We start from the raw sequence: 14,875 nt of genomic DNA on the forward strand, positions 1-14,875 counted from the left end.
ACAGGCTCAGCGGCCGGATCGATTGGTCCACGTCCTCCGGCCGCACCTCCGGGCTCAGGAGCGCCGGCGCGTCGCCGCCCCTCCCGGCCGGTGGCTTCGAAACCCTGCCGGACGGGGGCTTGGCATTGTTCCCCGCTGGGGGCTTGGCATTTTTCCCCGCTGGGGGCTTGGGATCCGTCCCCGCCGGGGGGTTGGAATCCGTCCCTGCCGGGGGCTTGGAATCCGTCCCTGCCGGGGGCTTGGCGGATGCGCCTCTGGAGGCGGGAGGTTTGGGGGGCTTGCGCATGAGCCCGCCCTCCTAGCGCGCGCGTCGGCGGAAGTCGAAGCGCCGCACGATCGGGCTCACTCGACCTCGGGCTCGATCTTCTCGAGGCCGCCGATGTGGCGCTGGGCGTAGAGGGGCAGGCCGACCTGGCGGATCAGCTCGAGCTGCGTCTCGAGGAAGTCGATATGGCCTTCCTCGTCCGTGGCGAGGTCCTCGAACAGGATCTTGGAGACCCGGTCGTTGATCGAGTCGCAGTACTTGGCGGCCTCGAGATAGAGCGCGCGCGCCTCGTTCTCGGCGGCGAGGTCGCACTCGATGATTTCCTGGACGTTCTGGCCGATCCGCAGCGGATCGAGTTCCTGGAGGTTCGGAAAGCCTTCGAGGAAGAGGATGCGGTCGACGAAGCGATCCGCGTGGTTCATCTCCTCGATCGATTCCTTGCGCCAGAACTTGGCGAGATCGATATAGCCCCAGTCGTTCAGCATCCGGAAGTGGAGCCAGTACTGGCTGACCGCCGTCAGCTCGCTGCGAAGTCCTCGGTTGAGGTACTCGACAACCTTCGCATCACCCTTCATCGATCCGTCTCCCTGCGGCCCATGTCAGCCGGAGGGTAGGCCGGGCGCGGATGTCGCGCTCAGGCGGCGATCCCCTCCTCCGCAGTTTGGACCTTGACCAGAGTACAGGTGCTTGCGCAAGCGCCGGAGCAGGAATGCGCGGCCTCGTCGAGGGCCTTCTGCATGATCGACCGGATGGTCCGGGCGCAGCGGCCACATTTCGGGCTGCAGCCGAGGCAGGCATAGACCTGCGCCGGGGTGCGCGGGCAGGCCGGACCGCCTTGGAGGCAGGCGCGCACGGCGCCATCGGACAGGACGTTGCAGGAACAGACGATCATTCGAGGCCGCAACTCGCGCGTGGTCGACGCCACAGGAGGAGGGGCGACCGGGCGGGCAGGCCCGTCCGGCCGGTGAGGGATCGCGCTGCGGAAGCGAAAACGCCAAGCCCCGCACCGCCTTGCCTGCTAGATTAGAACTCTTGAAAACTGCATTACTATCAAGAACTTAGCTCCCCCGATCCGGTTTGGCAAGCCTTGGCATCCCAGACCCGTGCGCGCAATTCAGTCGCGGGCGCGCTGCCGCCGCAGGGGGTCCGGGGCGGGGGCGTCCGGGCACGGCCTCGCGCAGGGTCTCGGGAAGGGGCGGATCGCGGCGAGGCCTGCCGCCGCGGGCTTCAGCGGGCGAGCTCGCGCAGCCCGAGGCGGATCAGGGTCTTGGCCTCCGCGCCCTCGCCGGCGGTTTTGAGGGCGGCGGCGACCGCCGTCGCGGCCTGGACCTGCGGGTAGCCGAGATTGACCAGGGCCGAGACCGCGTCCGCCACCGGCCCGGGGGCGGTGCGGTCCGCGACGGCGCCCGTCAGGGCGATCAGGGCCGGGTCGATCGGCGCGTAGGCGGGGGCCTTGTCCTTGAGCTCGGCCACCAGCCGGGCGGCGAGGCGCGGGCCGACCCCGGGCGCGCGCGCCACCGCGGCCCGGTCGCCGGTCGCGATGGCGTTGGCGAGGGCGTCCGGCTCCATCACCGAGAGCACCCCGAGGGCGACCCGGGCGCCGACCCCCTGCACGGTCTGGAGCAGGCGGAACCATTCCCGCTCCGGGTCCGAGCGGAAGCCGTAGAGGCGGATCATGTCCTCGCGCACATGCGTCTCGATGGCGAGCTCCGCCGCCTCGCCGGGCTTCGGCAGGCGCTGGAGGGTGCGGGCGGAGCAATGCACCACGTAGCCAACGCCCTGGACGTCGAGGATCACGAAATCCTCCCCGAAGGAATCCACCACGCCCCTGAGCTTGCCGATCATCGCCCCAACCGCCTCCGCGCCGTCCGCGCCTGCCTACAGGGCCGCGGCGGCGAGCGCCATGCGGCAGGGGTGAGGGGCGGGCCCGGCTCTCGGCCGGAGGACCGGCGGGGCAGGCCGGCCGGGACGGCGATCGCAATCTCGCCCCGGCCCGGCGCCGGCGCCTTGAGGCGGCCCGGGCTTCGTGACATCGAGGAGGCGCCCACCACGCCCACACGAGACCGTCAGAGCCCGATGCGCCAGACCGCACCGATCCTCGCCCTCCTGCTCCTCGCCGCCGGCCCGCTCGCGGCCGCCGATTCCGCCGCCCCGGCCGCGCCCTCCACGGACCCGACGCAGGTGCGCCCGGGCGCCTACCGGCTCGACACGGCGCACGGCAAGATCACCTGGTCGGTGAGCCATCTCGGCTTCTCGACCTATTACGGGGGCATCACGGACGTCACCGGCGAGGCGCATCTCGACCCGAAGGAGCCGGCCAGGTCCCGCCTCACGGTCACGATCGGCATCGACAGCGTCAACGGCCTCGACGAGAGGCTGAACCAGCATCTCAGGTCGCCGGACTTCTTCGACGCCGCGAAGTTCCCCAAGGCCGCCTTCACGGCGACCTCGGTGGAGCCGACGAGCCCGACCACCGCCCGGGTCAGCGGCGACCTCACCCTCAAGGGCGTGACGAAGCCCGTCGCCTTCGACGCGACCTTCAACCAGGCCGGGATCAGCCCCGTGGACAAGGCCTACACGGTGGGCTTCGACGGGCGCACCGTGCTCAAGCGCTCCGATTTCGGCATCAGCGCCTTCCTGCCCCTCCTCGGCGACGAGGTCTCGCTGCGCCTCGAGGGCGAGTTCAAGGCGGTGGAATAGGCGCCCTCCCCGCTCAGCTGCGCGCGAGCGCCGCCGCGATCCGGGCCGCGCCGGGGCCGCTGACGCCGGCCGGGAGGTGACTCCGCTTCAGGGCATGCGTGCCCCGGTGGCTGTTGTGGGTGATCGCGATGGCGAGGGCGTCCGCCGCGTCGGCGAGCTTGAACTCGGCCTTGGGCAGCAGGAACTTCACCATGGCCTGGATCTGGGTCTTCTCGGCGTGGCCCGAGCCCGCGACCGTCTTCTTGATCAGGTTCGCGGCGTATTCGTAGACCGGCACGCCCGCGAGCGCGGGCACGAGGAGCGCCACCGCGCGGGCGTGGCCGAGCTTCAGCGTCGCCTGCGCGTCCTTGTTGACGAAGGTCTCCTCCACCGAGACCTCGTCGGGCCGGAAGGCCGCCACGATGCGGCTGATGCCCTCGTAGAGCTCGCGCAGGCGCAGGGCCAGCGGCAGGTCCCCGTCCGAGGTGACGACGCCGCAATCGACGTAGGCGAGCTTGGTGCCGGTGGCGGTGACGACGCCCCAGCCGGTGCGGCGCAGGCCCGGATCGATCCCGAGGATGCGGACGGGAATGCTCATGGGCCTGCCTCGACGGGACGGGGTGACGCGGCGCGGTTCCCCGCGCCCCTCCCGGAGCCATAAGCACATAGCGTGAACGAGGCGTTTCACCAAGGGCCGAGGCGCGCCACCAGGAGGGTCGCGGGACGGAGCGCGGCGACCGGCGCGAACGTGCTGCAGCGCACGCACCCGGCGCGCCCCCCTGTAACGCCCGCGCCCGCCTCCCGAACTTCAAGACATCGCCCCGGCGCGACGCCGGCCGCGTCCCCGATCGCCCCGATCCGGAGGCCCCCGATGAAACTGCTCCTCGCCGCGACCCCGCTCACCGGCCATCTCAACCCGCTCCTCGCCATCGCCCGCCTCGCCCAGGCCCGGGGCGACGAGGTGGTGGTGACCACCGCCCGGGCCTTCGCCGACCGCGTCGCGGCGGCGGGCCTGCGCTGCGTGCCCTATGCCGACGACGACGCGCCGGAATTCCGCGCCACCGACCTCCCCGCGGGCCCCGAGCGCTCCCGGCGCGAGTTCGAGCGCCGCTTCCTCGATCCGATCCCGGTCCAGGCGGCGGCCCTGCGGGCGCTGATCGCCGCGGAGCGGCCGGACGTGGTCGTGGCCGGCACCCTGTTCCTCGGGGTGCTGCCGCTGCTGCTCTCGGATGCGCCGCGCCCGCCCATCGTCGGCTACAATGTCAGCTTCCTGTTCCGCGACCGGGCCGACGGGGCGCCGCTCGGGCCGGGCCTGCCCCCCGCCCGGGACGCGGCGGAGGCCGCCCGCTACGCCGCGTTCGGGGCGGCGGCCGATGCCGCCTTCGTCAACCCGGTGCGGGCCTACGCGGACGCGATCCTCCTGCGCCTCGACGCCCGGCCGCTGCCCGCCTCCCTGACCCAGTCGATCCTGACCCTGCCGGACGCCCTGATCCAGCCGACGGTGCGGGCTTTCGAGTACCCGGACGGGGGGCTGCCCGAGCGCCTGCGCTTCGTCGGCGCCCTGCCGCTCCCCGCCGGCGAGACCGCAACGCCGGATTGGTGGCCCGAGCTCGACGGCGGCCGCCGGGTCGTCCTCGTCACGCAGGGCACCCTCGCCAACGGCGATCTCGGCGAGCTCCTGGAGCCGACGCTCGCGGCGCTCGCCCACCGGGACGACCTCCTGGTGATCGCCACCACCGGCGGGCGCCCGGTCGAGGCCGTGCGCGGGCCGGTTCCGGCCAATGCCCGGATCGCCCGCTTCCTGCCCTTCGGGGCCCTGATGCCGAAGGTCGACCTCCTGGTCACCAACGGCGGCTACGGCAGCGTCACCCTGGCGCTGGCGGCGGGGGTGCCGCTGGTCTCGGCGGGGGTCACCGAGGACAAGGCCGAGATCGGCGCCCGCATCGCCTGGTCGGGGGCGGGCCTCAACCTCGCGGCGAACGCCCCCGGGCCGGAGGCGATCCGGACCGCGGCCGAGGCGGTGCTGGCCGATCCCCGCTTCCGCACCCGGGCCCGCGACCTCGCCCTCGACTTCGCCCGCCACGACACGCCGCGGGAGATCCTGGCGGTGATCGACGGGGCGGCGAGCACCGCGCTGGCGCACCCGGCCGCGGCCTGACCGGGTGCCCCGGCCCGGTGAGCCTGGGCGCCCCGGCTCTCCGGGCCGGGGCCCATACGCGATCGTGTAGTCGGGCCCCGGCACCGGCGCGCCCGCCGCGCCGTTGTGATCGCAGCGCGACCCTGCGCTGCGGAACCGCGACGCCATGGCGAGCTGGCCGAGTTGGCTGTTCAGGCGCGAGACCCTCCTGGCCGGCGCGGCGCTGATCCTCGCCGCCGGGGCGCTCGTGGCGTGGTACTGGCTGCAGGCCACCGTCCTGACCATCGCGGTCGCCCCCCGGGACGGGACGGAGCCGGAGCTGATCAAGGCCTACGCGGACGGGCTTGAGGCCGACCGCGCCGGCATCCGCCTGAAGATCCTGTCCCTCGACGACGTGCGGGAGAGCGCCGCCGCCCTGCAGGATGGCCGCGCCGACCTCGCGGTGGTCCGGCCGGACGTGTCGCTGCCGACGAACGGCCTCACCCTGGCGATCCTGCGCGACCAGGCGATGCTGATCGCCGCGCCGGAGGCCTCCGGGATCCGCAGCTTCCCCAAGCTCGCGGGCAAGCGCCTCGGCATCGCCGCGCACAAGGACGCGGACGTGCGCCTGCTGCAGAACCTCCTCGGCTATTACGGCCTCACCCTCGACACCGGCGCCGGCGCCAATGCCGGCGCCAGCGCCGGCCCGGTCCCGCCCCGGGGCGTGCGCCTCGTCCCGGTGGACCACGCGGCGGTCGCGGCCGCCCTGCGCGCCCGGCAGATCGACGCCTTCGTCAGCATCATCGCCCCCTCGGCGCCCAAGGCCCTGGAGCTCGTCGCGGCGGTGCAGTCCGTCAGCCGGGGCGGCAAGGTGGACTTCGTCGCCGTCTCCGAGGACGACGCCATCATCGAGCGCTTCCCCAAGCTCCAGGCCGTCACCATCCCGGGCGGCCTGTTCGGCGGCCAGCCCAAGCTGCCGGAGGACGACGTCAAGACGGTGGGCGCCTCCTACCGCCTGATGGCCCGGGCCTCCCTCGGCCGGGTCCTGGCCGCCGACGTCACCCAGCACCTGTTCGAGATGCGCACGACGGCCGGGCAGGCGACGGCCGCCGCCGACTACATCCTGGCGCCCGCCTACGAGACCACGGCGGCGGCCACGAGCGCGCGCATCCCGATCCATCCCGGCGCGATCGACTATTTCGAGCGCGAGCAGCACAGCTTCGTCGACCGCTACGGCGACACCCTCTACCTCATCGCCGCCCTGGCCGGCGGCCTCGCCTCCGCCCTCGCCTGGCTGCGCCAGCGCCTGGCGAACCTGCGCCGCGAGCGCATCGACGAGGTGATGGACCGGCTCCTGGCGATCATCGACGAGGCCCGGACCCTGAGCGACCCCGCCGCCCTCGCGGCCCTCACGGTGGAGATCGACCGCCTCGCCACCGACGTGGTGCGCTACGCCCGGGCCCGCGAGCCCGACGCCCGCACCATGGCGGCGGTCTCCATCGCGATCGAGACCGCCAAGGCCACGGTGGCGGAGTGCCGGCAGGCCCTCGCGGGCCGCGAGCCGCCCGCCGCCCCCGGCGCGGGCAAGCTCCGCCTCCACCTCGCCGGCACCGACGCGCCGGCCTGATGCCGGGGACCGGACCGGAGCGCGGGACGCCGGGGTCCCCGCGTCACGGGCAGGAGGCGCCGCTCGGCAGGACGATCTCGTTGTAGGCGTTGCCGTTGTAGGTCTGCCCGGCGCGCACCGGCCAGGGCGCCGCGACCCTGAAGGTGAACTGGTTGTTGGCGTTGCCCACGAACTTCATCAGCGCGCTTCCGAGGAGCGGCGTGTAGGGCACCGTCACCTCGGCCAGGATGTAGCGCATGCCCGGCAGCTGGAATCCGGGCGGGATGGTCAGGTCGGTGGCCACCTTGGGCTGGCGCGCCGTCGCGTTGGTCGTCGCGACGCTGGAGCAGACCCGGGGCGGGGAGGTCCCGGGATTGGTCAGGTCGACCCCCATCGCGCTCACGATGATCGCGACGCCCGCGCTGCTGAACGGCCGCAGCACCAGGGTCGAGGACGCCAGGATGTCGTTCATGGTCGCGGTGGCGATCGGGGATTGCGTGTCGCCCTGCGAGGTCAGGTCCGCGACCGTGCGGGCGAGCTGCGTGGCCTTGCGCCAGGCATCGAGGGCGCGCCCGAACTCGGTGGCGCCGAACAGGATCGTGAGCAGCACGGGCAGCACCAGCGCGAACTCGATGGCGGAGACGCCGCCCGCGTCCCGGCGGAAGCGGCGCAGCCGGGCGCGCAGGGGCAGGCGGGCGCGCAGGGGCAGGCGGGCGGCCATCCGGGTTCGCACGCGCCTCAGCATGGCGAGCCCGAGCTGGTGTCGTAGGGCTCGGTGCGGAACACCGCCGTCGACTGGAGCAGCCGCGCGCCGTCCGTGAAGGTCGGCGCCCCGAAATTGAGGAAGCCGAAGGCCACCGGGTACTTGACCGCGGCCGTCACGACCACGATCGCGCCGGGCTTGGCGCAGGAATAGGTCGACCCGAACCCGGTCGCCCAATCCTTGGTCTTGGGATCGAGGGGCGTCGGCGCGGTCCCGGCCGCGAAGCTGTTGCTCAGCACGACGTTGAGCTTGATCGCGCTGCAATCGAACGCGGTCGGGATGCGGGACGTCGTCGCGCCGCACATGGTGGTCCGGAGGCTGTTGAGCACGGTCGTCGAATCCGGCGGATTCGCATTCGCGCCCTGGAACGTGCCCGTGTAGATCGTCCGGACGGCGCGCTGCAGGCGCTCCTCCAGGTTCTGGGTCGCCCACATGATCAGGCAGATCTGCAGGATCGCCGCGACGAGCCCGAAGAAGGGAAGGCAGACCAGGGCGAATTCCACGGCGGCGGCCCCGCCGGCATCGTGGAGGAACGCCCCCCGACGCGCGCGCGGCCGCTCCCCGGCCTCCGTCACGCCCGCGCGGCGCCCTGGAACAGACGCGACCATCTCAGATCCGAACCTTCCGCAACGGGGGAATGCCACTTCGCATCGGGGGCGCGCCGTCTACTCGACGATCCGCAGCTTCTTGTCGGAGACCTTGACCCGCTTCGGGCAGGCCACGACCATGCGGATGTCGTTATAGTCCTGGTCGCCGCCCGGCCGGTCCTCCCAGCCGTAATAGATGAACTTCCCCTCGGTGCAGCCCACCCCCGACAGGGTGCCGGGCGTCCCGGCCTTGTGCTCCACCATGGTGCCGCCGTCGGATGGGGGCTTGCACTGCTTCTCGGTGTCGCAGATCACCGTCTCCAGCATCGGGTAGCGGACGACGTCGACCGCCGTGCCGTTGCCCATGTTGGAGCCCTTCATGCTCATGGTCTGGACCCGCGTGATCGGGTCGATGCTGATGTCGGTGTAATAGTTGTAGGTGTCCGTCCCGGTCTCGTTCCAGCGCGAGCGGGTGCTCCGGGCGTTCCGAACGTTGCGCAGCATGTAGCTCAGCGCCTCGTTCTCCTTGCAGGTCGGAAGGACGTTCGAACCGTAATCGGTCGGCGGCGAACCGTTGTCGGCGATCGCCGTGATGCCGCGGCGGCCGCGGTCGGATTCCGCCTGCCGCTTCGGATCGGACGAGTAGCAGTAGACGTAGATGCGGTTGTAGTCGGCCGCTTCCGGGGAGATCTGCGTCATCGTCGGCGCCTTGGTCTCGTAGACCGGCGCGACCCGGTTCACCGTCGTGGCGGTTCTGACGAGGATCGTCTTCGGCATGCCCGGCAGGAGATGCACCAGGGACGTCTTCATCGTCATGGAGATGACGATGCGGTAATTGGCCGGGTCCAGCCATTTCCCGTCGATCGTGTAGCCCCCGGTGGCGCTCTGGTCGCCCAGGCGCGCGACCAGCTGCGCGTTGGCCAGCCGGATGGCCTCGGTGGCGGCCACGGCGGTCTCCGCGCTCGCGACGTGGAGCGCGGTGGCATCGGCGATGCTCGCCTCGGCGGCCCGGATACGGATCGCGTTCCCGTAATCGACCGCCGCCCCGCCGGCACCCAGGAGGATCGGCAGGACGAGGGCGAAGGTGAGGGCGATGTTCCCGCGTTCACAACGGCTGAGGTCGACCACGTGCGCAGTCCTGATCATCGGGCGCACCATCCCAGGCCATCTGAGACCGGCTTCGATGAGGCGCACGGCGGAAGTCGCTTCCAGCAGAGGGACGGATCAGTCCCCGGTCGCCGCACGTAATCCATCACAGCGTGTACAGATGCGTCAGTGGTGCACTGAAGCTGTATTACCCTGCTTAGGATCGGGTCCTTGCCGATTCCTTTCAGGGATCGTGTGGATCGGCGCCCTTGGTGAAGATTTCGTGCTCATCCCCAGGAAGCGCCGCGCAGGCTTGCGCACGAACAGGGCAACCTGGATCCGCGGAGCGCGCGGTGCGCCGGCGGCCGGACCGCTCCCGGCGGGGTCCGCGCAGCCTCGCGCGTTCGATACCGGCGAAAAGACTTGACAAAAATCCTATTCTGTGCTTCCTATCCGTCACCTGCCGCCCTTCTCGACGGGGGGCCCGTCCGGTGACCGACCGGGCGGGCCGGGGTGGCGGGGCGGTGCCCGCGTCGGTGGCTTCGGTCGCCATCGCCCCGGGCGGCGGCTCGACGCGACGCCGGCTCGGAGGGCGGCGGGAGACCGGGGAGGAAATGCCCCGCGCCCCCGACCCCGCTCTGGGCGGTAGCGACAGATCCTGCGGCGCCGCCCACTACGAGGCGGCGTGCGACGAAGGCTCGCTCGGATCTCCGCGGGGCCATCCCGTGACCCGTGGGTCGATAGCGCAGGTCGGGACCGCCGGAGACACCGCGACGTGATGCGGCGGAGGCGAGCGAGCCCCCGCCGCGGGACGCCGGGAGACCGGTTTCAACAAGTGCGCTCAGAGTGGTCTCGCGGCGTCCCGCGTCCCCTCGCAGGCGGCGTTTGGGCCATGCCCCCGGAGCCAGCGGCTCGCGGGGGCGAAGGCGTGTCGGGACTGGGCCGGCGCCGGCAATCGGCCCGCCCGGGGCGGGCACACCCCGGCAATCGGCCCGCCCGGGGCGGGCTCAGGCCTCCAGCTTCGCCATCAGGGCGTCCGAGAGGGCGAAGTTGACGTAGACGTTCTGGACGTCGTCCTGGTCCTCGATCACCTCGACGAGGCGCACCAGCTTCTCGCCGGTCTCGTCGTCGACGTCGATGGTGTTCTGGGCCTTCCAGACGAGGCCGGTGCGGGAGGGCTCGCCGAAGCGGGCCTCCAGGGCCTTCGAGACCTCGCCGAAGGCCTCCTGTGCGCAGGTGACCTCGTGGCCGTCCCCGCCCGAGCGCACGTCGTCGGCGCCGGCCTCGATCGCGGCCTCCAGCATCGTGTCGGCATCGGCCACCGCGGCCGGGAAGGCGACGACGCCGACCCGGTCGAACATGAAGGCGACGGCGCCGGTCTCCGCGAGGCTGCCGCCGGACTTGGTGAAGGCCGAGCGCACGTCGGAGGCGGTGCGGTTGCGGTTGTCGGTCTGGGCCTCGACGATGAGGGCGGCGCCCCCCGGGCCGTAGCCCTCGTAGCGGATCTCCTCGTAGTTGTCCCCCTCGCCGCCGGCCGCCTTCTTGATGGCGCGCTCGATGTTGTCCTTGGGCATGTTCTCGGCCCGGGCCGCCAGCACGGCGGCGCGCAGGCGCGGGTTCATCGCCGGGTCCGGCGTGCCGAGCTTGGCCGCCACCGTGATCTCGCGGGCGAGCTTGCCGAAGACCTTCGAGCGGACCGCGTCGACGCGGCCCTTGCGGTGCATGATGTTCTTGAACTGGGAATGGCCGGCCATGGCGTGACCCTGTGGGTTCTGTCGCGACGGAGTTTCGGGGCCCGCCCGGGGCCCGATCCTCGACGTCGCCGCGTTGGGATGGCGGGGGTTATAGGCCGGTGCCCCGCCGGGAGGCAACGCGGAGGCCCGCCCGCCCCGTCCCGGGCGCGGCCGGCCTCCCGCGGGACGCACAGGAGAGGCCCCGATGCGGCACGCGACGATCGACCGGGACCGGAGGGAGGGCGCCCGCCGGGGCTTGGGCGCAGCCATCGCCGCCACCCCGGCCCCCGCCCCGGGCCCGGCCTCAGGCCCGGGCTGGCTCCGGCTCGGCCTCACCCTGGCGCTCGGCATGGTGGCGGGCGCGACGCTCTTCGCCCGGGACGCCAGGGGCCGGGAGGCCGAGGGCGGGGAGGCGCGAGACGCGGGGCGGCGGGACCGGGCCGGCGGCGCGCGCCGGCGCTGACGCCTCAGGCCCGGGCGTCGTGCCAGGCCTGCAGGGCCGCGAGGGTGACGACGCCGCCGGGCCAGGCGACGCCCGCGATGTGGCGGTGGGGCCGGCCCGGCTCGCCGAGGTCGGAGATCGCCGAGAAGGCGCCGTCGAGGCGGTGGCTCCCGGTGTAGCGGCTGCGGGTGGCGATGACGGGCAGCCCGGCATCGAGGGCCGAGCGGATGCCCGCGGTCGAATCCTCGAAGGCGATGGCCTCGCCCGGCGCGACCGCGAGGCGCCGGATGGCGAGGTCGAAAATGTCGGAGGCCGGCTTCTTGCGCGGGGCCTCGTCGCCGGAGGCGATCGCGTCGAAGGGGGCGTCGCCCCGGGGGAAGTTGACCGCGACCAGCCGGTCGACGTTCGGGCGGCTCGTGGTGGTGGCGACCGCGAGCTTCACCCCCGCCGCCCGCGCCTCGGCGACGAGGCGGGCGATGCCGGGCCTGAGCCCGAGGGCGCCGCCCTCCACGAGGTCGCCGTAGAGTTCCGTCTTCAGCCCGTGGATCTCGGGGAGCCGCGCCAGCAGGGCCGGGGCCTCGCCCGCGTGGCGGGTCTCGATGTAATGGGCGAGCCGCTCCTTACCGCCCATCACCCGCAGGAGGTCGGCGTAGACGGGCGGCTCCCAGTGCCAGGGCAGGCCGAGGCGCGCGAAGGCGCCGTTGAAGGCCTGCCGGTGCAGGTCCTCGGTCTCGGCGAGGGTCCCGTCGACGTCGAAGATCAGGGCCCTCAACATGACAGGACGGCCCCGCCCCCTTGCGCCGCCAGCGCCCCCTCCCGGATCGCCGCGATGTGGCGGGCGTAGTGGCCCGGCCCCTCGTGGAACACGGCGTTGCCGGCCACGAACACGTTGGCGCCGGCGGCGGCGGCCCGCGTCACCGTCTCGGGCCCGATGCCGCCGTCGACTTCGATGTCGAGGTCGCGCCCCGCCGCCATGGCCCGCACCCGCGCCACGGTCTCGAGGGCGCTGCCGAGGAAGCTCTGGCCGCCGAAGCCGGGGTTGACCGTCATCACCAGCACGAGGTCGAGCAGGTCGATCAGGGGCTCCACGGCGGCGGCCGGCGTGCCGGGGTTGAGGGCGAGGCCGACGCGCTTGCCGAGGGCGCGGATGGTCTGGAGGGAGCGGTGGGTGTGGGCGCCGGCCTCGACATGGACCGTGATCGTGTCGGCCCCGGCCTGCGCGAAGGCCGCGAGGAAGGGGTCGGCCGGGGCGATCATCAGGTGCACGTCGAAGGGCTTGCGGGTGTGGCCCCGCAGGGCCCTGATCACCGGGGGCCCGAAGGTGAGGTTCGGCACGAAGTGCCCGTCCATCACGTCGAGGTGGATCCAGTCGGCGCCGGCCGCGTCGATCGCCCGAACCTCCTCGCCGAGCTTGGCGAAATCCGCCGAGAGGATCGAGGGTGCGATGATGGGGCTCTTCATGGGATCCTGACCGTGATGTCTCTCGTGACGCCGCGCGCGGCGTCCCCGGCGAATGGCGCTGCGCGGGGATTCCGGCCGCTCCCTACAGGCCCGACGCGCCGCGATATAGTGCGGCGGCGCCCGCCCGACAGGAGATGCGCGGGGACCGGCTCAGGCGAGCCGGCGCCGGCGCTCCACCAGCTGCATGATGATCGGCGTGAGGATGAGCTGCATCGCGAGGTCGAGCTTGCCCCCCGGGATCACGATGGAGTTCGCCCGGCTCATGAAGCTGTCGTGGATCATCGAGACGAGGTAGGAGAAGTCGATGCCCTTCGGGTCCTTGAAGCGGATCACCACCATCGATTCGTCGGCGGTCGGGATCCAGCGGGCGATGAAGGGGTTCGAGGTGTCGACCGTGGGCACCCGCTGGAAGTTGATGTCCGTCCAGGAGAATTGCGGGCAGATCGTCTGCACGTAGTCGGGCATCCGCCGCAGGATCACGTCCGTGACGGCCTCCGTCGAGTAGCCCCGGAACGAGCGGTCCCGGTGCAGCTTCTGGATCCACTCGAGGTTGATCACCGGCACCACCCCGATCTTGAGGTCGGCGTAGCGGGCGAGGTCGACCGAGGCGTCGACCACGCAGCCGTGCAGGCCCTCGTAGAACAGGAGGTCGGAGGCCTCCGGGAAGTCCTCCCAGGGCGAGAAGGTCCCCGGCGCGGTGCCGTAGCGGGCGGCGTCCGCCGCGTCGTGGGCGTAGTGACGGGTGCGCCCGCCGCCGGATTCGCCGTAGGTGCGGAACACCTCCTCGAGCTCGGGCAGGAGGTTGGCGCGGGGGGCGAAGTGGCTGAGCGTCGGCTCCTCCGCCATCATCCGCCGCATGGCGTCGCGGTCGAAGGCGTGGAAGGCGTCGCCCTCGATGTAGACCGCGCTGACGTCCTCGCGGCGGAAGATCTGCTCGAAGGTGTTGCGGACCGAGGTGGTGCCGGCCCCCGAGGAGCCGGTCACCGAGATGATGGGATGATGCGCGGACATGGTTCAGGCGGACATGCGTTCGAGCGGGGGGCGCCCCGCCTAGCCGCGCATCAGGCCGCGCTGGCCGAAGAGCGGCGAGCGCGTGGCGGCGTGGTTGCGGCCCCCGTAATACTTGGCCACGCAGGCGACCTCCTCCTGCGAGCCGAACACCAGCGGCGCCCGCTCGTGGATGCCGGTGGCCTCGATGTCGAGGATGCGGCGCTCGCCGTCGGTGGCGGCGGCCCCGGCCTGCTCCATCAGCAGGGCGATGGGCGCGGCCTCGTAGAGGAGGCGCAGGCGGCCCTGGGCGTAGCCCTTGCGGCCGTCGCCCGGGTAGAGGAACACGCCGCCGCGCATCAGCACGCGCTGGGCGTCGGCCACCAGCGAGCCGAGCCAGCGCATGTTGAAGTCCTTGTCCCGCGGGCCGTCGCTGCCGGCGAGGCAATCCTCGATGAAGGCCTTGATCGGCGCGTCCCAGTGCCGGGCGTTCGAGGCGTTGATGGCGTATTCCTTGGCGACCGCCGGCACGTCGAGGCGCGCATGCGTCAGCCGGAAGGCGCGCGCCTCGCGGTCGAGGACGTAGACCTGCGTGCCCGCCCCGAGGGTCAGGATCAGGGCGGTGGCCGGCCCGTAGGTGACGAAGCCGGCGGCGAGCTGGGCCGTGCCGGGGGTCGTGAAGGAGGCGATCGGGTCGGCGGGGTCCTGCACCGCGGGCCGGATCCCGAAGATGGTGCCGACCGCCATGTTGACGCCGATGTTCGACGAGCCGTCGAGGGGGTCGATCGCGACGGCCAGCGGCGCGCCCGGGTTCAGGTGCATCACGCCCTCGGCCTCCTCGGAGGCGACCTCCGCCACCGGCGCGGCCTGCAGCGCCTCGGTGACGCGCTGGTGGGCGATGACGTCGAGGGCCTTCTGGACGTCGCCGTCGCTGTTCTGCTCCCCGGTGGCGGCGAGGTCGCCGCCGAGGGCGCCCCGGCCGATCACCTCGCTGATGTCGATGGCGGCGGCCGCGATCGCCGCGACGACGGCCGCGACGTCCTTGAGGTCGGCCCGGTCCGCCACGCCCTGGGCCAGACACGCATCGAGCCGAGACCCGATCGCCAGAGATCCCGTCGCCATCGGCTTCCTGTCCTTCCTGTGCCTGCCG

General features: G+C 72.6%; 16 protein-coding genes. 4 read left to right on the forward strand and 12 right to left on the reverse strand.

From position 1 onward, the window contains the following. Positions 1–342 precede the first annotated feature (342 nt). The 3 genes from bfr to ruvA form a co-directional block, all read right to left on the reverse strand. Complete coding sequence (gene bfr, locus F6X51_RS20615; protein WP_150965558.1) at positions 343–840, reverse strand: bacterioferritin; 498 nt, start codon at positions 838–840, stop codon at positions 343–345. Between the two features lie 59 nt (positions 841–899). Further along, positions 900–1,157: a (2Fe-2S)-binding protein gene (locus tag F6X51_RS20620; protein WP_150965559.1), complete on the reverse strand. Its 258-nt coding sequence runs from the start codon at positions 1,155–1,157 to the stop codon at positions 900–902. 335 nt (positions 1,158–1,492) lie between these two features. Beyond that, entirely contained in the window at positions 1,493–2,110 is a 618-nt protein-coding gene (ruvA, locus tag F6X51_RS20625) for a Holliday junction branch migration protein RuvA (protein ID WP_150965560.1), read from the reverse strand. A 231-nt stretch (positions 2,111–2,341) separates the two neighbouring features. Here ruvA and F6X51_RS20630 point away from each other — a divergent pair, with 231 nt between their 5' ends. Next, a complete protein-coding gene (locus tag F6X51_RS20630) occupies positions 2,342–2,965 on the forward strand; it encodes a YceI family protein (protein ID WP_150965561.1) in 624 nt (207 codons plus the stop codon). Between the two features lie 13 nt (positions 2,966–2,978). Here F6X51_RS20630 and ruvC read toward each other — a convergent pair whose 3' ends face one another. Next, positions 2,979–3,542 carry a crossover junction endodeoxyribonuclease RuvC gene (gene ruvC / locus F6X51_RS20635; RefSeq protein ID WP_150965562.1) on the reverse strand — a complete coding sequence of 188 codons (564 nt, stop codon included), beginning with the start codon at positions 3,540–3,542 and terminating at the stop codon, positions 2,979–2,981. A gap of 273 nt (positions 3,543–3,815) precedes the next feature. Here ruvC and F6X51_RS20640 point away from each other — a divergent pair, with 273 nt between their 5' ends. Beyond that, positions 3,816–5,102: a glycosyltransferase gene (locus F6X51_RS20640; protein ID WP_150965563.1), complete on the forward strand. Its 1,287-nt coding sequence runs from the start codon at positions 3,816–3,818 to the stop codon at positions 5,100–5,102. Positions 5,103–5,247: 145 nt separating this feature from the next. After that, the gene (locus F6X51_RS20645; protein WP_150965564.1) at positions 5,248–6,687 is read left to right on the forward strand and encodes a TAXI family TRAP transporter solute-binding subunit; all 1,440 of its coding nucleotides are present in this window, start codon (positions 5,248–5,250) and stop codon (positions 6,685–6,687) included. A 43-nt stretch (positions 6,688–6,730) separates the two neighbouring features. Here F6X51_RS20645 and F6X51_RS20650 read toward each other — a convergent pair whose 3' ends face one another. The 4 genes from F6X51_RS20650 to F6X51_RS20665 all read right to left on the reverse strand — a co-directional run bounded on the left by F6X51_RS20650 (position 6,731) and on the right by F6X51_RS20665 (position 10,856). Continuing rightward, the gene (locus F6X51_RS20650; protein WP_150965565.1) at positions 6,731–7,387 is read right to left on the reverse strand and encodes a TadE/TadG family type IV pilus assembly protein; all 657 of its coding nucleotides are present in this window, start codon (positions 7,385–7,387) and stop codon (positions 6,731–6,733) included. 17 nt (positions 7,388–7,404) lie between these two features. Then, positions 7,405–8,037: a TadE/TadG family type IV pilus assembly protein gene (locus F6X51_RS20655; protein WP_150965566.1), complete on the reverse strand. Its 633-nt coding sequence runs from the start codon at positions 8,035–8,037 to the stop codon at positions 7,405–7,407. A gap of 57 nt (positions 8,038–8,094) precedes the next feature. Then, a complete protein-coding gene (locus tag F6X51_RS20660; protein ID WP_246696923.1) occupies positions 8,095–9,162 on the reverse strand; it encodes a TadE/TadG family type IV pilus assembly protein in 1,068 nt (355 codons plus the stop codon). Between the two features lie 947 nt (positions 9,163–10,109). Further along, positions 10,110–10,856, reverse strand: a complete 747-nt coding sequence (locus tag F6X51_RS20665) for a YebC/PmpR family DNA-binding transcriptional regulator (RefSeq protein WP_150965568.1) — start codon at positions 10,854–10,856, stop codon at positions 10,110–10,112. 184 nt (positions 10,857–11,040) lie between these two features. Here F6X51_RS20665 and F6X51_RS20670 point away from each other — a divergent pair, with 184 nt between their 5' ends. Then, the gene (locus tag F6X51_RS20670) at positions 11,041–11,298 is read left to right on the forward strand and encodes a hypothetical protein (protein ID WP_150965569.1); all 258 of its coding nucleotides are present in this window, start codon (positions 11,041–11,043) and stop codon (positions 11,296–11,298) included. A gap of 4 nt (positions 11,299–11,302) precedes the next feature. On the opposite strand, the gene F6X51_RS20675 is transcribed toward F6X51_RS20670, so the two are convergent. From F6X51_RS20675 to F6X51_RS20690, 4 genes are all read right to left on the reverse strand, one after another. Further along, the gene (locus F6X51_RS20675) at positions 11,303–12,052 is read right to left on the reverse strand and encodes an HAD-IA family hydrolase (protein ID WP_150965570.1); all 750 of its coding nucleotides are present in this window, start codon (positions 12,050–12,052) and stop codon (positions 11,303–11,305) included. Then, the gene (gene rpe / locus F6X51_RS20680; protein WP_150965571.1) at positions 12,046–12,738 is read right to left on the reverse strand and encodes a ribulose-phosphate 3-epimerase; all 693 of its coding nucleotides are present in this window, start codon (positions 12,736–12,738) and stop codon (positions 12,046–12,048) included. Before rpe ends, F6X51_RS20675 begins: the two co-directional genes overlap by 7 nt. A 150-nt stretch (positions 12,739–12,888) precedes the next feature. Then, the gene (locus F6X51_RS20685) at positions 12,889–13,749 is read right to left on the reverse strand and encodes a phosphoribulokinase (protein ID WP_150965572.1); all 861 of its coding nucleotides are present in this window, start codon (positions 13,747–13,749) and stop codon (positions 12,889–12,891) included. Between the two features lie 39 nt (positions 13,750–13,788). Further along, positions 13,789–14,847: a class 1 fructose-bisphosphatase gene (locus tag F6X51_RS20690; RefSeq protein ID WP_150965573.1), complete on the reverse strand. Its 1,059-nt coding sequence runs from the start codon at positions 14,845–14,847 to the stop codon at positions 13,789–13,791. Positions 14,848–14,875 lie beyond the last annotated feature (28 nt).

The sequence above is a fragment of the Methylobacterium planeticum genome, assembly GCF_008806345.1.
GTDB classification, from domain to species: domain Bacteria; phylum Pseudomonadota; class Alphaproteobacteria; order Rhizobiales; family Beijerinckiaceae; genus Methylobacterium; species Methylobacterium planeticum.

Coding starts and splice junctions, on each gene's coding strand:
- F6X51_RS20690 (WP_150965573.1), bottom strand. CDS start 14,847: ATGGCGACGGGATCTCTGGCGATCGGGTCTCGGCTCGATGCGTGTCTG.
- F6X51_RS20645 (WP_150965564.1), top strand. CDS start 5,248: ATGGCGAGCTGGCCGAGTTGGCTGTTCAGGCGCGAGACCCTCCTGGCC.
- ruvC (WP_150965562.1), bottom strand. CDS start 3,542: ATGAGCATTCCCGTCCGCATCCTCGGGATCGATCCGGGCCTGCGCCGC.
- F6X51_RS20650 (WP_150965565.1), bottom strand. CDS start 7,387: ATGGCCGCCCGCCTGCCCCTGCGCGCCCGCCTGCCCCTGCGCGCCCGG.
- F6X51_RS20685 (WP_150965572.1), bottom strand. CDS start 13,749: ATGTCCGCGCATCATCCCATCATCTCGGTGACCGGCTCCTCGGGGGCC.
- rpe (WP_150965571.1), bottom strand. CDS start 12,738: ATGAAGAGCCCCATCATCGCACCCTCGATCCTCTCGGCGGATTTCGCC.
- ruvA (WP_150965560.1), bottom strand. CDS start 2,110: ATGATCGGCAAGCTCAGGGGCGTGGTGGATTCCTTCGGGGAGGATTTC.
- F6X51_RS20630 (WP_150965561.1), top strand. CDS start 2,342: ATGCGCCAGACCGCACCGATCCTCGCCCTCCTGCTCCTCGCCGCCGGC.
- F6X51_RS20655 (WP_150965566.1), bottom strand. CDS start 8,037: ATGGTCGCGTCTGTTCCAGGGCGCCGCGCGGGCGTGACGGAGGCCGGG.
- F6X51_RS20640 (WP_150965563.1), top strand. CDS start 3,816: ATGAAACTGCTCCTCGCCGCGACCCCGCTCACCGGCCATCTCAACCCG.
- F6X51_RS20675 (WP_150965570.1), bottom strand. CDS start 12,052: ATGTTGAGGGCCCTGATCTTCGACGTCGACGGGACCCTCGCCGAGACC.
- F6X51_RS20620 (WP_150965559.1), bottom strand. CDS start 1,157: ATGATCGTCTGTTCCTGCAACGTCCTGTCCGATGGCGCCGTGCGCGCC.
- F6X51_RS20670 (WP_150965569.1), top strand. CDS start 11,041: ATGCGGCACGCGACGATCGACCGGGACCGGAGGGAGGGCGCCCGCCGG.
- F6X51_RS20665 (WP_150965568.1), bottom strand. CDS start 10,856: ATGGCCGGCCATTCCCAGTTCAAGAACATCATGCACCGCAAGGGCCGC.
- bfr (WP_150965558.1), bottom strand. CDS start 840: ATGAAGGGTGATGCGAAGGTTGTCGAGTACCTCAACCGAGGACTTCGC.
- F6X51_RS20660 (WP_246696923.1), bottom strand. CDS start 9,162: ATGATCAGGACTGCGCACGTGGTCGACCTCAGCCGTTGTGAACGCGGG.